The sequence below is a fragment of the Bacillus sp. ILBB4 genome, from assembly GCF_035064545.1.
Taxonomy (GTDB): Bacteria; Bacillota; Bacilli; order Bacillales; family Bacillaceae_H; genus Priestia.
Map to the genome: position 1 here is coordinate 40,447 of NZ_JAIQVD010000015.1, position 18,650 is coordinate 59,096.

Annotated in this window: 28 protein-coding genes; 25 read left to right on the forward strand and 3 right to left on the reverse strand. The window is 38.8% G+C overall.

The features are described from left to right. Nucleotides 1-8: 8 nt before the first annotated feature. The 23 genes from rplF to salA all read left to right on the forward strand — a co-directional run bounded on the left by rplF (nucleotide 9) and on the right by salA (nucleotide 14,691). On the forward strand, nucleotides 9-548 hold the full coding sequence (rplF, locus tag LAV82_RS28975; RefSeq protein ID WP_013054942.1) for a 50S ribosomal protein L6: 540 nt from the start codon (nucleotides 9-11) through the stop codon (nucleotides 546-548). 32 nt (nucleotides 549-580) lie between these two features. Beyond that, complete coding sequence (gene rplR, locus LAV82_RS28980; protein WP_013054943.1) at nucleotides 581-943, forward strand: 50S ribosomal protein L18; 363 nt, start codon at nucleotides 581-583, stop codon at nucleotides 941-943. A gap of 20 nt (nucleotides 944-963) precedes the next feature. Then, complete coding sequence (gene rpsE / locus LAV82_RS28985) at nucleotides 964-1,464, forward strand: 30S ribosomal protein S5 (RefSeq protein ID WP_013054944.1); 501 nt, start codon at nucleotides 964-966, stop codon at nucleotides 1,462-1,464. A 14-nt stretch (nucleotides 1,465-1,478) separates the two neighbouring features. After that, nucleotides 1,479-1,661: a 50S ribosomal protein L30 gene (rpmD, locus tag LAV82_RS28990; RefSeq protein ID WP_013054945.1), complete on the forward strand. Its 183-nt coding sequence runs from the start codon at nucleotides 1,479-1,481 to the stop codon at nucleotides 1,659-1,661. A gap of 33 nt (nucleotides 1,662-1,694) precedes the next feature. Next, a complete protein-coding gene (gene rplO, locus LAV82_RS28995; RefSeq protein WP_057240831.1) occupies nucleotides 1,695-2,135 on the forward strand; it encodes a 50S ribosomal protein L15 in 441 nt (146 codons plus the stop codon). Continuing rightward, nucleotides 2,135-3,427 carry a preprotein translocase subunit SecY gene (secY, locus tag LAV82_RS29000; RefSeq protein ID WP_211079453.1) on the forward strand — a complete coding sequence of 431 codons (1,293 nt, stop codon included), beginning with the start codon at nucleotides 2,135-2,137 and terminating at the stop codon, nucleotides 3,425-3,427. The genes rplO and secY overlap by 1 nt, the downstream gene beginning before the upstream one ends. A gap of 66 nt (nucleotides 3,428-3,493) precedes the next feature. Beyond that, a complete protein-coding gene (locus LAV82_RS29005) occupies nucleotides 3,494-4,147 on the forward strand; it encodes an adenylate kinase (protein ID WP_013054948.1) in 654 nt (217 codons plus the stop codon). Further along, on the forward strand, nucleotides 4,144-4,890 hold the full coding sequence (gene map / locus LAV82_RS29010; RefSeq protein ID WP_014462024.1) for a type I methionyl aminopeptidase: 747 nt from the start codon (nucleotides 4,144-4,146) through the stop codon (nucleotides 4,888-4,890). The genes LAV82_RS29005 and map overlap by 4 nt, the downstream gene beginning before the upstream one ends. Nucleotides 4,891-5,125: 235 nt before the next feature. Beyond that, the gene (infA, locus tag LAV82_RS29015; RefSeq protein WP_010285101.1) at nucleotides 5,126-5,344 is read left to right on the forward strand and encodes a translation initiation factor IF-1; all 219 of its coding nucleotides are present in this window, start codon (nucleotides 5,126-5,128) and stop codon (nucleotides 5,342-5,344) included. 37 nt (nucleotides 5,345-5,381) lie between these two features. After that, nucleotides 5,382-5,495, forward strand: a complete 114-nt coding sequence (rpmJ, locus tag LAV82_RS29020) for a 50S ribosomal protein L36 (protein ID WP_003156543.1) — start codon at nucleotides 5,382-5,384, stop codon at nucleotides 5,493-5,495. Nucleotides 5,496-5,519: 24 nt separating this feature from the next. Then, the gene (gene rpsM, locus LAV82_RS29025) at nucleotides 5,520-5,885 is read left to right on the forward strand and encodes a 30S ribosomal protein S13 (protein ID WP_013054950.1); all 366 of its coding nucleotides are present in this window, start codon (nucleotides 5,520-5,522) and stop codon (nucleotides 5,883-5,885) included. A gap of 23 nt (nucleotides 5,886-5,908) precedes the next feature. Beyond that, nucleotides 5,909-6,298, forward strand: a complete 390-nt coding sequence (gene rpsK / locus LAV82_RS29030) for a 30S ribosomal protein S11 (protein ID WP_013054951.1) — start codon at nucleotides 5,909-5,911, stop codon at nucleotides 6,296-6,298. A gap of 180 nt (nucleotides 6,299-6,478) precedes the next feature. After that, a complete protein-coding gene (locus LAV82_RS29035; protein ID WP_013054952.1) occupies nucleotides 6,479-7,423 on the forward strand; it encodes a DNA-directed RNA polymerase subunit alpha in 945 nt (314 codons plus the stop codon). A 44-nt stretch (nucleotides 7,424-7,467) separates the two neighbouring features. Further along, nucleotides 7,468-7,830 carry a 50S ribosomal protein L17 gene (rplQ, locus tag LAV82_RS29040; RefSeq protein WP_013054953.1) on the forward strand — a complete coding sequence of 121 codons (363 nt, stop codon included), beginning with the start codon at nucleotides 7,468-7,470 and terminating at the stop codon, nucleotides 7,828-7,830. 138 nt (nucleotides 7,831-7,968) lie between these two features. Next, a complete protein-coding gene (locus LAV82_RS29045; protein WP_013054954.1) occupies nucleotides 7,969-8,808 on the forward strand; it encodes an energy-coupling factor ABC transporter ATP-binding protein in 840 nt (279 codons plus the stop codon). Continuing rightward, nucleotides 8,784-9,653: an energy-coupling factor ABC transporter ATP-binding protein gene (locus LAV82_RS29050; protein ID WP_499717469.1), complete on the forward strand. Its 870-nt coding sequence runs from the start codon at nucleotides 8,784-8,786 to the stop codon at nucleotides 9,651-9,653. Before LAV82_RS29045 ends, LAV82_RS29050 begins: the two co-directional genes overlap by 25 nt. Continuing rightward, on the forward strand, nucleotides 9,650-10,447 hold the full coding sequence (locus tag LAV82_RS29055; protein ID WP_013054956.1) for an energy-coupling factor transporter transmembrane component T family protein: 798 nt from the start codon (nucleotides 9,650-9,652) through the stop codon (nucleotides 10,445-10,447). Before LAV82_RS29050 ends, LAV82_RS29055 begins: the two co-directional genes overlap by 4 nt. 18 nt (nucleotides 10,448-10,465) lie before the next feature. Next, nucleotides 10,466-11,206, forward strand: a complete 741-nt coding sequence (gene truA / locus LAV82_RS29060) for a tRNA pseudouridine(38-40) synthase TruA (RefSeq protein WP_211079456.1) — start codon at nucleotides 10,466-10,468, stop codon at nucleotides 11,204-11,206. 156 nt (nucleotides 11,207-11,362) lie between these two features. Continuing rightward, nucleotides 11,363-11,800 carry a 50S ribosomal protein L13 gene (gene rplM / locus LAV82_RS29065; protein WP_013054958.1) on the forward strand — a complete coding sequence of 146 codons (438 nt, stop codon included), beginning with the start codon at nucleotides 11,363-11,365 and terminating at the stop codon, nucleotides 11,798-11,800. A 22-nt stretch (nucleotides 11,801-11,822) separates the two neighbouring features. Next, on the forward strand, nucleotides 11,823-12,215 hold the full coding sequence (gene rpsI / locus LAV82_RS29070) for a 30S ribosomal protein S9 (RefSeq protein WP_013054959.1): 393 nt from the start codon (nucleotides 11,823-11,825) through the stop codon (nucleotides 12,213-12,215). A gap of 111 nt (nucleotides 12,216-12,326) precedes the next feature. Beyond that, the gene (locus LAV82_RS29075) at nucleotides 12,327-12,749 is read left to right on the forward strand and encodes a DUF2521 family protein (RefSeq protein ID WP_013054960.1); all 423 of its coding nucleotides are present in this window, start codon (nucleotides 12,327-12,329) and stop codon (nucleotides 12,747-12,749) included. A gap of 70 nt (nucleotides 12,750-12,819) precedes the next feature. Continuing rightward, nucleotides 12,820-13,527: an N-acetylmuramoyl-L-alanine amidase CwlD gene (gene cwlD, locus LAV82_RS29080; RefSeq protein WP_328127941.1), complete on the forward strand. Its 708-nt coding sequence runs from the start codon at nucleotides 12,820-12,822 to the stop codon at nucleotides 13,525-13,527. 90 nt (nucleotides 13,528-13,617) lie between these two features. Beyond that, a complete protein-coding gene (salA, locus tag LAV82_RS29085) occupies nucleotides 13,618-14,691 on the forward strand; it encodes an iron-sulfur carrier protein/transcriptional regulator SalA (protein ID WP_211079458.1) in 1,074 nt (357 codons plus the stop codon). Between the two features lie 38 nt (nucleotides 14,692-14,729). On the opposite strand, the gene LAV82_RS29090 is transcribed toward salA, so the two are convergent. Together LAV82_RS29090 and gerD are read right to left on the reverse strand one after the other, a co-directional pair. Beyond that, the gene (locus LAV82_RS29090) at nucleotides 14,730-15,638 is read right to left on the reverse strand and encodes a LysR substrate-binding domain-containing protein (RefSeq protein ID WP_328255444.1); all 909 of its coding nucleotides are present in this window, start codon (nucleotides 15,636-15,638) and stop codon (nucleotides 14,730-14,732) included. A gap of 187 nt (nucleotides 15,639-15,825) precedes the next feature. Further along, on the reverse strand, nucleotides 15,826-16,455 hold the full coding sequence (gene gerD / locus LAV82_RS29095) for a spore germination lipoprotein GerD (RefSeq protein ID WP_013054964.1): 630 nt from the start codon (nucleotides 16,453-16,455) through the stop codon (nucleotides 15,826-15,828). Between the two features lie 145 nt (nucleotides 16,456-16,600). Here gerD and LAV82_RS29100 point away from each other — a divergent pair, with 145 nt between their 5' ends. Then, on the forward strand, nucleotides 16,601-17,221 hold the full coding sequence (locus LAV82_RS29100) for a KinB-signaling pathway activation protein (protein ID WP_328255443.1): 621 nt from the start codon (nucleotides 16,601-16,603) through the stop codon (nucleotides 17,219-17,221). A 44-nt stretch (nucleotides 17,222-17,265) separates the two neighbouring features. Here LAV82_RS29100 and pdaB read toward each other — a convergent pair whose 3' ends face one another. Then, nucleotides 17,266-18,030, reverse strand: coding sequence for a polysaccharide deacetylase family sporulation protein PdaB (gene pdaB / locus LAV82_RS29105; RefSeq protein WP_328255442.1), 765 nt, complete (start codon nucleotides 18,028-18,030; stop codon nucleotides 17,266-17,268). 135 nt (nucleotides 18,031-18,165) lie between these two features. On the opposite strand from pdaB, the gene LAV82_RS29110 reads away from it, so the two are divergent. Further along, the gene (locus LAV82_RS29110; protein ID WP_014462000.1) at nucleotides 18,166-18,366 is read left to right on the forward strand and encodes a hypothetical protein; all 201 of its coding nucleotides are present in this window, start codon (nucleotides 18,166-18,168) and stop codon (nucleotides 18,364-18,366) included. The last annotated feature ends 284 nt before the right edge of the window (nucleotides 18,367-18,650 follow it).

Consider the following 18,650-nt stretch of genomic DNA (forward strand, 5'->3'; position numbering starts at 1 on the left):
GTGTAACTATGTCACGTGTTGGTAAAAAGCCTTTAGAACTTCCAGCAGGTGTTACAGTTACGAACGAGAGCAACACTGTAACTGTAAAAGGACCAAAGGGTGAATTAACTCGTACATTCCACCCTGAAATCGAAATTAAAGTTGAAGACAACGTACTAGTTGTTAATCGTCCTAGCGACAATAAAGAGCACCGCGCTCTTCACGGAACTACTCGTAGCCTTTTAGGTAACATGGTTGAAGGTGTTACTAAAGGATTCGAACGTGGTTTAGAATTAGTCGGTGTAGGTTACCGTGCACAAAAATCTGGTAGCAAATTAGTATTGAGCGTTGGATACTCTCACCCAGTTGAGATTACTCCTGAAACAGGAATCGAAATCGAAGTTCCTTCTCAAACTAAGATCGTTATTAAAGGTATTGATAAAGAACGCGTAGGTGCATTAGCTGCAAATATTCGTGACGTTCGTCCACCAGAGCCTTACAAAGGTAAAGGTATTCGTTACGAAGGCGAATATGTACGTCGTAAAGAAGGTAAAACTGCTAAGAAGTAATGCCGGTTAGGTAAAAGAAAGGAGTGCCCGAAATGATCACGAAGCTTGATAAAAACAAAGTTCGTAAAAAAAGACATGCTCGTGTTCGTGCGAAGTTATCTGGAACTGCAACTCGTCCGCGTTTAAACGTGTTCCGTTCTAATCAACATATTTACGCACAAGTTATCGACGATTTAAATTCAGTAACAATCGCAAGTGCTTCAACGTTAGATAAAGACCTGACTTTAGAAAGCACTGGTAACACTGAAGCTGCTATCAAAGTTGGCGAATTAGTCGCTAAACGCGCAGTAGAAAAAGGTGTAAACGAAGTAGTATTCGACCGTGGCGGTTATTTATATCATGGCCGTGTTAAAGCATTAGCTGACGCTGCTCGTGAAGCTGGATTACAATTCTAATTGTAAAAGGAGGGAAAATCATGCGTCGTATTGATCCAAATAAATTAGAGCTTGAAGAACGTGTTGTTACCGTTAACCGCGTAGCTAAAGTTGTGAAAGGTGGACGTCGTTTCCGCTTCGCTGCATTAGTTGTAGTTGGTGACAAAAACGGTCACGTTGGATTCGGTACTGGTAAAGCACAAGAGGTACCAGATGCAATCCGTAAAGCTATTGAAGATGCGAAGAAAAACTTAATTACTGTACCTATGGTTGGTACAACTATTCCACACGAAATCCTTGGACAATTTGGTGCAGGTCAAATTTTCTTAAAACCTGCTTCTGAAGGTACAGGAGTTATCGCTGGTGGCCCAGTTCGTGCGGTACTAGAATTGGGTGGAGTAAGTGATATTCTATCTAAATCTTTAGGTTCAAACACTCCAATCAACATGGTACGTGCAACTCTTAACGGTTTAGCTAACCTAAAACGTGCTGAAGATGTTGCAAAACTACGTGGCAAGACTGTAGAAGAACTGTTAGGATAAGGGAGGGATATAGAATGGCAAACAAACTAGCAATTACCCTTACTCGTAGCGTAATTGGTCGTCCAGAAGATCAACGTGTAACTGTTCGTACACTTGGCCTACGTAAGTTAAATCAAACTGTCGTTCAAGACGATAATCCTGCAATTCGCGGAATGATTAACAAAGTAGCTCACCTTGTTACAGTAAAAGAGCAATAAGTATAAATTGTCACTCTAAGGAGGTGCTCCGGAATGAAACTTCATGAATTGAAACCAGCTGAAGGTTCACGTAAAGTACGTAACCGTTTAGGTCGTGGTACTGGTTCAGGTAACGGAAAGACTTCAGGTAAAGGTCACAAAGGGCAAAACGCTCGCTCTGGCGGTGGCGTAAGACCTGGCTTCGAAGGTGGTCAAACTCCTTTATTCCGTCGTCTTCCAAAACGTGGGTTCACTAATATCAATCGCAAAGAATACGCGATCGTTAATTTAGAAGCTCTTAACCGTTTTGAAGATGGAACTGAAGTAACACCAGAATTATTAATCGAAACTGGTTTAGTAAGCAAAGCAAAAGCTGGCGTTAAAGTACTAGGAAACGGTACATTAAACTCTAAGCTAACTGTTAAAGCTGCTAAATTCTCTTCAACTGCTAAAGAAGCTATCGAAGCTGCTGGCGGTACAGTTGAGGTGATCTAATGTTTCAAACAATCTCCAATTTAATGCGCGTGCGTGAAATAAGACAAAAAATCTTTTTCACTTTGTTAATGTTAATTGTCTTCCGAATTGGTACATTTATTCCTGTACCTAGTGTTAATACGGATGTACTAAAATTGCAAGATGGGTTAAATGTATTCGGAGTTCTGAATACATTTGGCGGCGGCGCGTTAAAAAACTTCTCCATTCTTGCTATGGGCATTATGCCTTATATTACAGCATCCATCATCGTCCAATTATTGCAGATGGATGTTGTACCTAAGTTTACAGAATGGTCAAAGCAGGGAGATGTTGGGCGCCGTAAATTAGCTCAAGTAACTCGTTATGGAACAATTGTGCTTGGATTTATCCAGGCTTTAGGTATGTCTATAGGATTCAACAATATTTCGGGCGGACAATTGATCGCTAATCCAGGAATTTCTACGTATCTTCTAATTGCTACAGTGTTAACGGCAGGTACTGCCTTCTTAATGTGGTTAGGAGAGCAGATTACTGCAAAAGGCGTAGGTAATGGTATTTCTATCATTATCTTTGCTGGGATTGCAGCTGGTATTCCGACAACATTAAATCAAATTTATGCACAGCAATTTGAAGACGTTGGGGATCAATTATTCATTCGTATCGTAATGGTAGTTTTAATTGCGATTGCAGTTTTAGCTATTATTGTTGGGGTTATTTACTTCCAACAAGCGCTACGAAAAATTCCTATTCAATATGCAAAGGGTTCAGCTGGTCGTAATCCTGTTGGAGGTCAATCCACTCATTTACCGTTAAAAGTAAATGCTGCTGGGGTTATTCCTGTTATCTTTGCAGTTTCATTTATTATCACACCACCAACAATTGCATCATTTTTCGGTCCAAATGATGTAACAACGTGGATTCAGAATACATTTGACTATACTAAGCCAATTGGTATGATAGTGTATGTAGCGTTAATCATTGCTTTTTGTTACTTCTATACATTTGTTCAAGTTAACCCTGAACAAGTAGCAGAGAACCTGAAAAAGCAAGGTGGCTACATCCCAGGCATCCGTCCTGGTAAAAGCACACAAGCTTATTTAACGAAAGTGTTATATCGTCTGACATTAATCGGTTCGATATTCCTTGCGTTAATTGCTGTGTTGCCGGTTCTGTTCATCAAAATTGCAAACTTACCATCCTCTGCTCAGATCGGCGGTACTAGTTTGTTAATTGTTGTCGGTGTAGCTCTTGAGACAATGAAACAGCTTGAGAGTCAATTAGTGAAACGCCATTATAAGGGATTTATTAAGTAAAGCTGTTTAGTGGGAAGCAAGCTGCTTTCCCATTAAACGGATAAGATACTGAGGGGGAAGCAAGAAATGAATTTAGTGTTAATGGGCCTTCCTGGTGCTGGGAAAGGTACTCAAGCAGAAAAAATCGTTGAGCATTACGATATCCCTCATATCTCAACAGGAGATATGTTCCGAGCTGCAATTAAAGAAGGAACGCAACTAGGTTTAAAAGCTAAATCATTTATGGACCAAGGTAACCTTGTTCCTGATGAAGTAACAATTGGAATTGTGCGCGAGCGTTTAAACAAACAAGATTGTGAAAACGGCTTTTTACTTGATGGCTTCCCAAGAACAGTAGCCCAAGCAGAAGCTCTTGAAACAATTACAAAAGAACTAAACAAGCAAATTGATTATGTGATTAATATTGATGTAGATCAAAGCATTTTAATGGAGCGTCTTACTGGACGCCGCATTTGTAAAGATTGCGGAGCTACTTACCACTTAGTATTCAATCCTCCTGCGAAAGAAGGAGTTTGTGACAAATGTGGCGGAGAGCTTTACCAACGTGCAGATGACAATGCTGAGACGGTTTCAACTAGACTTTCAGTTAATGTTAAACAATCTCAACCTCTACTTGATTTCTATCAAGAAAAAGGTTATCTACGCAATATTAATGGTAATCAAGATATTAACATTGTGTTTGAGGATGTTCGTCAATTACTTGCTGGGGTTAAGCAATGATCATTTGCAAGACACCAGAGGAAATTGAGGTCATGCGTGAAGCTGGACGAATCGTGGCTTTAACTCATCAAGAGTTAAAAAAGCATATCGCTCCAGGTATTACGACTATAGAATTGGATGCAATTGCTGAAAATTTTATTCGTCAACATGATGCAATTCCGTCTTTTAAAGGGTATAATGGTTTTCGCGGCAGTGTATGTGCTTCTGTGAATGAAGAATTAGTTCATGGTATTCCGGGTGAACGCAAGCTTAATGAAGGAGATATCATCAGTTTAGACATCGGAGCTAAATTCGGTGGCTATCACGGTGATTCAGCTTGGACATATGGAGTAGGAAAGATTTCATTAGAAAATCAAGAGCTGCTTGATGTGACTGAGCAATCTCTCTACAAGGGATTAGCAGAAGCTAAGCCGGGTGAGCGTTTGTCGAATATTTCACATGCTATTCAACAGTACGCAGAATCACGTAACTTTTCGATTGTAAGAGAATATGTTGGCCATGGGGTCGGCAAAGACTTACATGAAGATCCGCAAGTACCTCATTATGGTCCACCGAATAAAGGACCGCGTCTACGTCCAGGCATGGTATTGGCAGTTGAGCCAATGGTGAATGCTGGTATGCGATATGTAAAAACATTACCTGATAACTGGACAGTTGTCACAGTAGATGGTAAAATGTGTGCGCACTTCGAACATACTATTGCAATTACTGAGACGGGATATGAAATTCTGACAGCATTGTAATGTTAAAGGATGTTATCTCTATCCATTCCTCGCTAGATGCACTGGACAGTAAACAGTAATTATCTAAATTCACGATGATCGTTTTTCGTCTGAATTGCTGTTAAAATGGTAAAGATGTATATTAGCGTCAATCATCTTGAATTTAATGATTACGATCTCCGGATGTTCAGAACAGGTTCTTTTTAAGTCGTTTAATGATAGCTTGTTACTGTTTCAAAGAAAGGAGAGCACTTTAATGGCAAAAGACGATGTAATTGAAGTTGAAGGTACAGTTGCTGAGACTTTACCTAACGCTATGTTCAAGGTAGAATTAGAAAATGGTCATACAGTACTTGCTCACGTATCAGGAAAAATTCGCATGCATTTCATTCGAATCTTACCTGGTGATAAAGTAACTGTAGAATTGTCACCATACGATTTAACTCGCGGTAGAATTACGTACCGTTTCAAATAAAACCTATGCACTCCGTACTATCAAGGAGGTATGAAACATGAAAGTCAGACCATCAGTTAAACCAATCTGCGAAAAATGTAAAGTTATCCGTAGAAAAGGTAAAGTAATGGTAATTTGTGAAAACCCTAAGCATAAACAAAAACAAGGTTAATCAATAAGGAGGTGCACTATTCATATGGCACGTATTGCTGGTGTTGATATTCCTCGTGACAAGCGTGTAGTAATTTCATTAACATACATTTTCGGTATTGGTCGTCCAACTGCTGAAAAAGTTCTAGCTGAAGCTGGAGTTTCTGAAGATACTCGCGTTCGTGACTTAACAGAAGAAGAATTAGGTAAAATTCGTGATATTTTAGATAGCTATAAAGTAGAAGGCGATCTTCGTCGTGAAGTTTCTTTAAACATCAAACGTTTAATTGAGATTGGTTCATACCGTGGTATCCGCCACCGTCGTAGTTTACCAGTTCGTGGTCAAAACAGTAAAAACAATGCTCGTACACGTAAAGGCCCACGCCGTACTGTAGCGAACAAGAAGAAATAATTAGTAAGGGAGGTCATTAACAGATGGCACGTAAAACTAATACACGTAAACGTCGCGTGAAAAAGAATATTGAAGCTGGTGTAGCTCATATTCGCTCAACGTTTAACAACACTATTGTAACAATTACAGATGTTCACGGTAATGCGATTGCTTGGTCTAGTGCAGGCGCACTTGGCTTCAGAGGTTCTCGTAAATCTACTCCATTTGCTGCGCAAATGGCTGCTGAAACTGCTGCTAAAGTTTCTATGGATAACGGAATGAAAACTCTTGAAGTTACAGTTAAAGGCCCTGGTGCTGGTCGTGAAGCAGCTATCCGTGCTCTTCAAGCTGCAGGTTTAGAAGTAACAGCTATTAAAGATGTTACTCCTGTACCTCACAACGGATGCCGCCCACCAAAACGTCGTCGTGTATAATTAATATGTATAGATTCTATTTCGTTGTCTATAATGATGATGGTGTAGAATTTATTCATGCAACGAAATGTTTTCCATTTGTTGTGCACATTCGGGAACTGTCTAATAGGGAATTTCGGTTAGGCATTTGAGAAATCAGCCGTCTAGCCGAGGTTTCGACGTTTTGAAGGAGGGTTTATATTGATAGAGATTGAAAAGCCAAAAATCGAAACGGTAGAAATCAGCGATGATAGAAAGTACGGTAAATTCGTCGTCGAACCACTTGAGCGTGGATATGGTACTACTTTGGGTAACTCCTTACGTCGTATCCTATTATCCTCACTCCCTGGTGCAGCTGTAACATCTATTCAAATTGAAGGTGTATTACATGAATTTTCAACAGTTCCTGGAGTTGTTGAAGATGTAACAAACATCATTTTAAACGTTAAAAAGTTAGCGTTAAAGATTTACTCTGATGAAGAGAAAACACTTGAGATCGATGTTAAAGGTCCTGGTACAGTAACGGCTGCTGACATTCAAGCAGACAGCGATATCGAAGTTCTAAATCCGGATCTTCATATTGCAACACTTGAGTCAGATGCTCATTTCCGTATGAGACTTACTGCTCGCACAGGTCGAGGTTATAATCCTGCCGATGCTAACAAGCGTGAAGACCAACCAATTGGTGTACTTCCAATTGATTCAATCTATACGCCTGTTACTCGCGTATCGTATTATGTAGAGAATACTCGTGTTGGTCAAATGACAAATTACGATAAGTTAACGTTGGATGTTTGGACTGACGGTAGCATCGAGCCAGAAAAAGCTGTTGCTTTAGGTGCAAAGATTCTAACGGAACACTTAAATATCTTCGTTAACTTAACAGATGAAGCTCAAAAAGCAGAGATTATGGTAGAAAAAGAAGAAGACCAGAAAGAAAAAGTTCTAGAGATGACGATCGAGGAACTAGATTTATCTGTTCGTTCTTACAACTGCTTAAAACGAGCAGGCATTAATACTGTACAAGAGCTTGCTAATAAAACAGAAGAAGATATGATGAAAGTTCGTAACTTAGGCCGTAAATCTTTAGAAGAAGTTAAAGCTAAACTTGAAGAATTAGGTTTGGGTCTACGTAAGGACGACTGATTATATCTACCTGTTTAACTACTTAACAAAGGAGGGGACCTCACATGTCTTACCGTAAATTAGGTCGTACAAGCGCACAACGCAAGGCGCTTCTTCGTGATTTAACAACTGATTTAATCATCAGTGAACGCATTGAGACAACTGAAGCTCGTGCAAAAGAATTACGTTCAACTGTTGAAAAAATGATTACTTTAGGTAAACGTGGAGATCTACACGCTCGTCGTCAAGCTGCATCTTACATCCGTAATGAAGTAGCTAACGAAGAAGCTGGTCAAAGCGCTTTACAAAAACTATTCAGCGATATCGCTACTCGCTACGAAGATCGCCAAGGCGGTTACACTCGTATCTTAAAAGTTGGACCTCGCCGTGGTGACGGTGCTCCAATGGTTATCATTGAATTAGTTTAATATTTTTAATACAGATAGAAAAGGGCGAGACAGTGTGTAACTAGTCGTTGCCCTTTTTTTATACCTAAAACCGGGTAAATAGTGTAAAAAATCAATGTAGGCAATGCTGCAATAGAAAAAGCTGAGAGGAAGATAGCGTTGAAAGAAATGTCTTTAGAGGTAAAAGATTTATGCTTTCGATACGATCCTGAAGCAGACCTAACATTAGATCACCTTTCTCTCTCTGCTTATAAAGGTGAATGGTTAGCGATAGCTGGACATAATGGATCTGGTAAGTCGACGCTGGCACGAATTCTAAACGGCCTTTTGCTACCTGAAAAAGGAACGGTTCGAGTGGGCGATACTCTTTTATCTGAAGAAACAATATGGGATGTGCGCAAGCAGATTGGAATGGTGTTTCAAAATCCAGATAATCAATTTGTTGGCTCAACCGTTCAAGACGATATTGCGTTTGGGCTTGAAAACAACGGGATTCCATTTGAAATTATGGAAAAACGTATACCTGAAGCAATCGAAATGGTCAATATGAGTGCTTTTCTGGATCAAGAGCCTCATCAGCTATCAGGTGGACAAAAACAGCGTGTGGCCATTGCGGGTATAATTGCCGTACAGCCATCTGTCATCATTCTAGATGAAGCAACATCTATGTTAGATCCTATTGGGCGAACTGAAGTGCTTGAAACTGTTAGAAAATTAAAAGAAGAAAAACAACTGACGGTTATTTCAATTACTCACGATTTAGATGAAGTAGCAATGGCTGACAGAGTCGTTGTGATGAACAAAGGGAAGATATATGCAACAGGTACTCCACGCGAAGTATTTGCATTAGGTTCCAAGTTAACGGATATTGGACTAGACTTGCCGTTTTCCGTTAAACTAAGCCATCGTTTTGCTTCCGTAGGAATTCCTTTATCAAAAATTCATTTAACAGATGAGGACTTGGTGGACGAACTATGGACATTATATTCAAAGAAGTAGAGCATCGTTATCAAGTTAATACACCATTTGAACGAATTGCTCTACATGACTTAAATTTAAACATTCAATCAGGTACATTTTTGGCTGTTATTGGCCATACTGGTTCTGGGAAATCAACAATCATACAGCATCTGAATGCCTTATTGAAGCCAACTGCTGGTGAAATTCAAATCGGTGAGCGCACCATTAAAGCCAATCGAAAAGAAAAGAATTTAAAAGCTATTCGTCAGCAAGTAGGCGTGGTGTTTCAATTTCCAGAACATCAGCTTTTTGAAGAAACGGTGGAAAAAGATATAGCTTTTGGACCAATGAATTATGGCGTTTCGGAAGAAGAAGCAAAGCAAAAAGCAAGAGAGCTTATCAAGTTAGTAGGGTTGCCAGAAGACATTCTCACCAGATCTCCTTTTGAGTTGAGCGGTGGACAAATGCGTCGTGTAGCGATAGCAGGTATTTTAGCGATGAATCCTAATGTGCTAATTTTAGATGAACCAACTGCTGGATTGGACCCTAGAGGGCGTCAAGAAATTATGAATATGATTTATCGTCTTCATAAAGAAAAAGGCTTGACGACGATTCTCGTGACTCACAGCATGGAAGATGCAGATATGTACGCTGATGAGCTAATTGTGATGAATAAGGGAACGGTTGCGATGAAAGGGTCACCTAGAGAAGTGTTTGGTCAGCATACGCAGCTAAAAGAATATGGATTGGATGTTCCAGAATCGCTTCGCTTTATGCTGAAGCTGCAAGAGAAATTTCAGCTTGAAGCATCGGATACGGTAATTACCTTTTCTGAAGTGGTAGAGAAAGTGCAGCACCTTATGCAGCAAGGTGAACGATTATGATGAACTCAATCATTATTGGTAAGTATGTGCCGGGTCAATCCGTTGTCCATCGAATGGATCCTCGGGCCAAGCTGCTTCTTGTGTTTGCGTATGTATTAATTGTGTTTTTAGCAAATAACCCTATCGGCTATGCTTTTTTAGGTGTGTATACCCTTATGATAGTGGCCATGAGTAAAGTGCCCCTTTCGTTTATTTTAAGAGGGTTAAAGCCCGTTATGTTTATTATTATCATCACGTTTCTTTTGCACATTTTTATGACAAAGGAAGGTCCTCTTTTATTTGAATGGGGATGGTTTTCTGTCTATAAAGGCGGCCTTATTCAAGGTGTTTTAATTTCCTTGCGCTTCTTGTTCTTAATTTTAATTACGACGATGCTAACTTTAACGACTACGCCTATTGAAGTAACAGATGGAATGGAAAGCTTGCTGAATCCATTTAAAAAGCTCAAGCTTCCCGTACACGAATTAGCTTTAATGATGTCCATTTCTCTTCGCTTTATTCCTACATTGATGGAAGAGACAGATAAAATTATTAAAGCGCAGACAGCACGAGGAGTGGACTTTAGCAGCGGCCCCGTTACGGATCGTTTGAAAGCTGTCGTTCCTTTGCTTGTTCCTCTATTTATAGGTTCATTTAAGCGTGCTGAAGAGCTAGCTATTGCCATGGAAGCAAGGGGTTATAAAGGCGGAGAAGGGCGTACAAAGTATCGTCAATTGAAATGGGGAAGCATAGATACAATTATGCTTTTACTTCTGCTGGCAGTAGCAGTTGTTTTAGTGCTGATTAGAACGTAAAGATTGTTTGGTGAAAAGATGAAACGTTTAAAATGTATAGTTGCATACGACGGCACACACTTTTCAGGTTATCAAGTTCAGCCCAATAAGCGAACTGTTCAACTGGAGATTGAAGCCGTTTTAGAGAAAATGCATAACAAAAAAGTGCCGATTTACGCCTCTGGACGAACGGACACAAATGTTCATGCACAGGGGCAAGTCATTCATTTTGATACAAACCTAAATATTCCATGTGATAAGTGGAAAAAAGCATTGAATTCAATGCTACCAGATGATATTGTAATGAAGAATGTATGTGAAGTTGATGCACATTTTCACGCCCGGTATGACGTTACTTCAAAAGAGTATCGCTATCATATTTTGCGCGGCGAAGATCGAAATCCTTTCACTCGTTCTTATGCATACCATTACCCTTATCCATTAGACTACTCAAAAATGAAAAAAGCCATCACATATTTACTCGGTACACACGACTTTACAAGCTTTTGTTCAGCGAGAACAGAAGTGGAAGATAAGATTCGTACGATTTACAAGATTGATATGTATGAAGAGAATAGTCTGCTTGTGTTTAGATTCGTTGGAAGTGGCTTTCTGTATAATATGGTTCGTATTCTTGTTGGAACGCTTTTAGAAGTAGGACAAGGCCGTATTGAACCAGATGCTATAAAAGATATTCTAGAAAGCAAATCACGTCCTCGTGCAGGGAAAACTGCGCCTTCGCAAGGACTATATTTATGGCGCGTTTTCTATGACAACTAAACCTGGTGTAACATTTTCTTGACATTAGTAGCTTAAAGATATAATATATCATATGGTATGTATTTTAACCCCACGGTTAGCCCCGGAAATTAATCGTGTTGAAATAGAAGGTTGAAATAATTTTATAATTGATGATGAAAATTAGGAGGGAAACTCATGCGTACAACTTTCATGGCGAAAGCAAACGAAGTAGAGCGTAAATGGTATGTTGTCGATGCTGAAGGTAAAACTTTAGGTCGTTTAGCAAGTGAAGTAGCATCAATCTTACGCGGTAAACATAAACCAACTTTTACACCACATGTTGATACTGGTGATCACGTGATCCTTATCAATGCGTCAAAAATCGAACTAACAGGTAAAAAATTAACTGATAAAATTTATTACCGTCACAGCATGCACCCAGGTGGTTTGAAACAACGTACAGCATTAGAAATGCGTACTAACTACTCTGAGAAAATGCTTGAATTAGGAATCAAAGGCATGCTTCCAAAAGGTAGCCTAGGCCGTCAAATGTTCAAAAAATTACATGTGTATGCTGGTGAAACACATCCACATGAAGCACAAAAACCAGAAGTTTACGAACTTCGCGGATAATTAATAAGAGGAGGTTATTATCTTGGCACAGGTACAATATTACGGAACTGGTCGTCGTAAAAGCTCTGTTGCTCGTGTACGTTTAGTACCAGGTAACGGTCGCGTAACAATCAACGGTCGTGAAATCGAAGAATACATTCCATTTGCTGCACTACGTGAAGTAGTAAAACAACCACTTGCTTTAACTGAAACTGTAGGTAACTATGACGTATTTGTAAACGTTAATGGTGGAGGTTATGCAGGTCAAGCTGGCGCTATTCGTCACGGAATCTCTCGTGCTTTATTAGAAGCAGACCCTGAATACCGTGGAACATTAAAACGTGCTGGTCTATTAACTCGTGACGCTCGTGCGAAAGAACGTAAAAAATACGGTCTTAAAGGCGCTCGTCGTGCACCACAATTCTCAAAACGTTAATTTTATATTACGTTTCAAGCCTTGGTCTTTGGACCAGGGCTTTTTTTATTTGTTGTTTGCGTATGAGACGAAGGCTTGTGCAGACAATATGTAAAAAAGGGAGGCGTTATCGTGAATGAGGTTACATATTTAAAAGAAAAACGTTATGAAAAAGAAATGAAATATGAACGCAAAGTCCTAAGGGAACTGTCGTTTGATTTGCTTCAAGAGAGGCTGCGCCGTTATTTTCATCCAATGTTTCAGTGGAATATGCTAGGAGACGAACATGTGGAGGAGTACTGTCTTGATATTGCCATCGAATCATTTTTATTAGGTGCCCGGGTGAGTAAACGTGGTAAAGGCTACGAAGACTTTCAGAAGCACAGTAAGCAAGAAGAGTCTCTTTTAATTGATACATTGTACGGAGCCGTCAGCATGTCTGTAACAGATCTTTATCAAGATGGTCTGTATTATTTGTGTCAAGGATATGTGCAAGACTGGTGGAAAGAAGGTTATCGAACCGCAGAAAAAAGACGTCGGTTACGTTTGCATTAAAAAGTACTCATAATTCCCGTTCTTGTCCCATATAGAAATAAATAGGTGAGGCAAGAAGGGAAGGGATAAAATGTCTAAAGTAAAAATAATGAGCACAATTATAGCGCTTCTCGTTCTTTTTGTCATTGTACAATATCAGATAGATCATAGAACATCATCCGGTTCGCTTTCACTTCCTCTTAGCGGGAAAGTTATTGTACTAGATCCTGGACACGGCGGTGTTGATGGAGGAGCCGTAGGAGGGGATGAAGTGCTTGAAAAAGAAATAACTCTTAAAATTTCGTTAATGCTTCGGGACTATCTGCAAGAGCAAGGGGCACTTGTTATTATGACAAGAGAAAAAGACGAAGACCTAGCGGCCAAAGAAACAAGAGGATACAGTCGCAGAAAAGTAGAAGACTTAAAAAATCGCTTAACGATGATTAATAAATCCAATGCTGATTTGTACTTAAGTATTCACTTGAATGCTATTCCATCCTCTGCGTGGAGAGGGGCTCAAACTTTCTATTACGGGTCCCTAAAAGAAAACGAGCAAGTGGCCAAACTCATTCAACAAGAGCTAAGAAATAATCTGGATAATACGAGTCGTGAAGCAAAAGCTATTCAAACGCTTTACCTTCTTAAGCATTCCAAGCCACCAGGTGCTTTGGTTGAAGTAGGATTCTTATCAAATCCTACAGAACGTAAAATGCTTCAATCGAAACGCTATCAAAAAAAGTTAGCTGAATCCATTTATGAAGGAGTCAGCCGGTATTTTACTGGAGAAAAGCCCAAATAAAAAGCATAGCATCCTTCTATTCAGAAAAATCTAATATGTATGATATACTTGATAGTATAAATAAATAGATTTTAACATGGTGGTGGGAGTATGCTAACGGAAAAGCAAGTAAAAGAAGTAGTAGGGGAAATTACGGATCCATTTTTAAATAAAAAACTATCAGAAACAGATGCGATTAAAGAAATAACAATCAAAGCTGAAAAACAGCATATAAGCCTGAAGATTGCTGTTGCAAAAACAGGTACTAGTGAACAGCTGAGCCTTCAAGGCACGATTGTAGAAGAATTAAAAAAAGCAGGTGTACAGTCGGTTGGACTGCGATTTGTTGAGTTTACGCCTGAAGAACTTCAGCAGTACCGCGCTGAGCAACCGAATACTGGCAACTTACTAACTAGTCCGAATGCACCTGAATTTATTGCTATTGCCAGCGGTAAAGGAGGCGTTGGTAAATCAACAGTCTCTGTTAACTTGGCCGTTTCTCTAGCTCGTTTAGGAAAGAAAGTTGGTTTAATTGATGCTGACATTTATGGATTCAGCGTCCCAGATATGATGGGAATCACACAGCGTCCTGTAGTAGAAGGTGAAAAGATTATTCCAGTTGACCGTTTCGGAGTAAAAGTTATTTCCATGGGCTTCTTTGTAGAAGATAATTCACCCGTTATTTGGCGAGGACCTATGCTTGGAAAAATGTTGACGAGCTTTTTTACAGAAGTTGAATGGGGAGAATTAGATTATCTATTACTAGACTTACCTCCCGGAACAGGTGATGTCGCATTAGACGTTCACTCCATGCTTCCTGCTTGTAAAGAAGTGATTATTACGACACCACATCCTACAGCGGCATTTGTTGCAGCTAGAGCGGGTGCTATGGCTTTGAAAACTGATCATGAGGTAATTGGAGTCGTAGAAAATATGGCCTACTTTGAAAGCCAGCTAACAGGGGAAAAAGAGTATGTATTTGGTAAAGGCGGAGGTCCAAAACTTGCTGAGGAACTTCAGACAGAGCTGTTAGGACAGCTTCCGTTAAGTCAGCCCGACTGGAATGAAGAAGATTTTGCACCTTCCATTTACGATGAATCGCATCGTTTAGGTCAAATATACGGAGAGATTGCAAGCAAGATTGCATTTATTTGCGAAAATGAAAAAGCAACAACAGGAAAATAACAAAAAGCACGCGCTGTTCGAGCGCGTGCTTTTTGTTATTATACAGAGAGTTCAATCTGCGCCTTTTTTAAATCAAATGCAAGGTTTTGTTTTAAGAGAGCTAAAAATGTTTTTCCAGCTGTACTTACGGTGTGAGACTGGTGCTTTAAAATGCCGATTGCAGGCCCGTCATGCAAGTCATGAATCGTTTTAACCACCACTTGATCTGGCGGAAGAGTTGCGCTTATTTGTGGAACAACGGCTATTCCTAAGTTTTCTTTTACAAAATGCTGAAGTGTGCTAATAGTGCCTAACTGGACTTTAGCAGGCAGCTGGCCTGTTCGCTCAAAGATTAGCTGCTCAATTTTCTTTTGAACGGAAGATTGCCCAGCTGTAATCAGCGTTTCGTGTATTAAATCTTTTGCAAAGATTGTTTTTCTTTTTGTTAGAGCATGATTGAATGGTAGTAGCAGCACAAGTTTTTCCGTTAGTAATGCCTCAAATTCTATATCTCTGAACGATTCTGAGACAGTGCCAATCGCGAAATCAATTTCTTGATTGCGTATATGTTGATGAAGGTGCTTTTCGTCTGCAACGAGTAAGCTAATTTCTGTGTTGGGATATCTTTTTTTAAATAATGAGAGAATGGAAGGCAGTCGACTGCTTGCTGTAGGTTCCGCAGCACCTATACGGATCGTGCCAGCTTCGCCTGTTGAATAATCCTTTAAGGTGTTATTTAGATATTCATATTCCTTTAGTAAAATATTTGCCCGCTCGTAAAAGATTTTACCTGCTTCAGTAAGTTTAATGCTTTTTCCTCGTTCTAAAAGCTTAAATCCTAGTTCGGATTCTAACTTTTGAATGTGCAGTGTCATGGTAGGCTGAGAGTACTTTAAATATTCAGCGGCTAATTGAAAGCTTCCTAAACGAACAATGGTTTGAAACGTTTTAATAACGCGAAATTCCATCAAATTCCCTCCTTTTGCTATAAAACGATTGTGTTAATTTCTAATATTTTACCATAAAGCTAAGAATTAAAGTTTACAATTCCAATAAAAATACTAAGTATTAAAAAATATAAAGAAGTCATTTAGGTTTTTTAATAAAAATAAATGACATAATTAAATACGCACCTCATATGAGATGCGTATTTAATCACTGCTGTTGCTGTTCTCCGCCTGAATCAGATCCAGAGGAAGAAGAACCACCGTCGTCGCTGCTTTGTTTTTGTCCACCTTGTGTTTCTTCAGCAGCTTTCAAAAGAATGTCTTGAATTTTAGATTGATAAAGAGGGCTATCAAACGTTTCGGTCATAATCTTTTGTAAATAAGTGCGATATTCTTTACTCTTTAAAACAGTCAGTACTTCTTTTTCCATAGCCGGATCCTTTAAAACATCTTGAAGCATTCCTTGATATTCAGGATCTTTCATCAGTTGTTTGATGACCGTCTTATTTTCTTTTTCCAAACTTTTAGCAAAGCTTTCAGCAAACTTCGGATCATCCATGGCTTTTTTCCAAAATTCCACGCCTTTATCTGATACTAGGGTTTGAGAAATTGTATCTTTTATCGCGTTTTGATCCATTAAAATATCTTGTCTAACAGAAGGGTCTTTCATAATTGCCTCGACTGCTTTTTTTCCTTCATCTGTTTTTAAAATATCAACAACCATTTTCTTTGTTTGATCATAATCCATACCATTGTTCTCTTCATCTTGCGGTGCACAGGCTGTAGCTAAAAGCATACACATTCCTATATAAATGAGGAGCATGAGTCGCTTTTTCATAGTAATGAGCTCCTTTCCTAATATGCTTACGCTTAATATGAGATAATCAAGGTTTTTTATTCATAAAAGAGCTCTAGATTTTTCAAAACGTGATTGGTACAATTTATGAAAAGGTACAATTTTGTAACTTATGGGGGAGATGGAAGTGAATAGTCGAAATTGGGTTCGTCTATTTCTAACCACGTTAGCTGTCGGGGGTATAAGTACAGCTGTTGTTGGGTTTGCGGTGCGCTGGGGGGAATACGGTCACTTATTTCAACAAGGAAAGATAGGAGAAATTGTTGCTGTTTTAACATGGCTTGTAGGCGTAGGGTTTATTTTTAGTTTAATTAGCCAAATGGGTTTTTTTGCATATTTAACTATTCACCGATTTGGGTTGGGAATTTTTAAATCTCCATCACTTTGGAAATCGGTTCAAATTGTATTTGTTTTATTTGTATTATTTGACGTTGCTTATTTTCGATACAAGTTCTTTCAACAATCGGGAGAAGGCATAGGCAAGTATATTTTGTTAAGCGTTTTCTTGTTAGCGGTGGGGTTATTAGTGGCGTATGCAAAGAAAAAGCAGACGAATAAAGAGGCTTTTGTACCAGCGCTGTTTTTTATGATTGTTGTAACGACAATTGAATGGTTCCCAGCGCTGCGAACGAACGAAGAAAGCTGGCTTTACCTTATGTTGTTTCCACTTCTAATTTGTAATATGTATCAACTTCTTATTTTGCCCAAACTTCTTACGCACGCAAGAATAGCAAAAGCAGACAAATAGCATATTTGTCTGCTTTTGCTTTCCAGATGCAGTGGAAATAGATCTTAGCGGATATCTTTTACTTGGGTTTTTGAATTTGAAATTAATGTTGAAACACTTACGTTTGAGACTTTTTTATTTTGTAATGAATTCTTGATATATGGAATAGCCTTTGCTGTTTGTTGAGCGGAGTCAGACGCGTGCAGCAATATAATATCTCCCCCGTCTAAAGGCTTTGTAACATTCGAGACAATTTTTTCAACCCCTGGATTTGTCCAGTCTTTAGAATCAATGCTCCAGTGAACAGTAGTATATCCTATATCTGCCGTTAATTTTAAGATGTCTTTATTAAATTGCCCGTTAGGAGGACGAAGAAGGTGAATATCTTTAAGGCCTAGTGAATCAAAGACTTTCTTTGATTTTGCAAGATCCTGTCTAATCTCATTAGGTTCTAGGCTTGTATAAGAAGTATAGTCATAGCCCATTGTGCCAATTTCGTGACCTTCTTTCTTAATGCGCTCTACAATATCTGGATGACGCTCAGCCCATGAAGCAGATAAAAAGAAAGTAGCATGTTCAATATGCTGTCTTTTTAGTTCATTCAGAATGGGAATAGCTCTTTCATCTCCCCAGCTGATGTTAAATGTAAGAGCAACTTCCGGATTTTTGTCATCCGCCTTATAAACAGCTCTTGGACCGTTATCTGTTGAAAACACGGGAAAGTGAAACGTCTGCTGAGCATAGAGAAAAAAGCTTGTAAAAAACGCAGCAACTACGATAAGCATTGTTTGTTTGATTCTTTTGGCTCGAATAGTATAAAACATATTCATTTTGTCACCTCATTTAATAAGTAGTACTTGTCTAATTTGTATGCGTTTTGTCTACAATTAATAACAGGTAAGGAAAAGAAGAAGTGATTTTATTTTGATGTTTGAGAATCAATGTCGCAAAAAGCAGGTGAATCAATGAAAATTTGTTTATTTAATCAGGTGGAGTGTTTAGAGTTAGAAGCACTACTTAGAGAAGAAATGAAGAGAACAAACGTTGCTTTTCAACAAAGTTTGAATCATGTAGTTCTTGAACGAAACATTCAAGAGAAGTATCAAATCCTTTCAAAGATCTTGCTAAGGTTCGGTGAAAGCAGGGAAGTAAATAAGGTTTTTTGATGCAATGAAAAAAACTTTTCAAAAAGTGTTGACTTTATATAGTATAGATGTTAAATTATTAAATGTCGCTGATGAGTGATTGGAAAACAATCGCAATTCATCAGAAATAAAATATTAAAAAAGTTGTTGACAAATGAAAGACAACTTGTTAATATAAAAAAGTCGCTCAAGAGCGGCGGTTGAACTTTGAAAACTGAACAAAGCGACAAACGTCAACGTTAATTTTTATTTTTTAAATTGAGCAAGTCAAACATTTCTTCGGAGAGTTTGATCCTGGCTCAGGA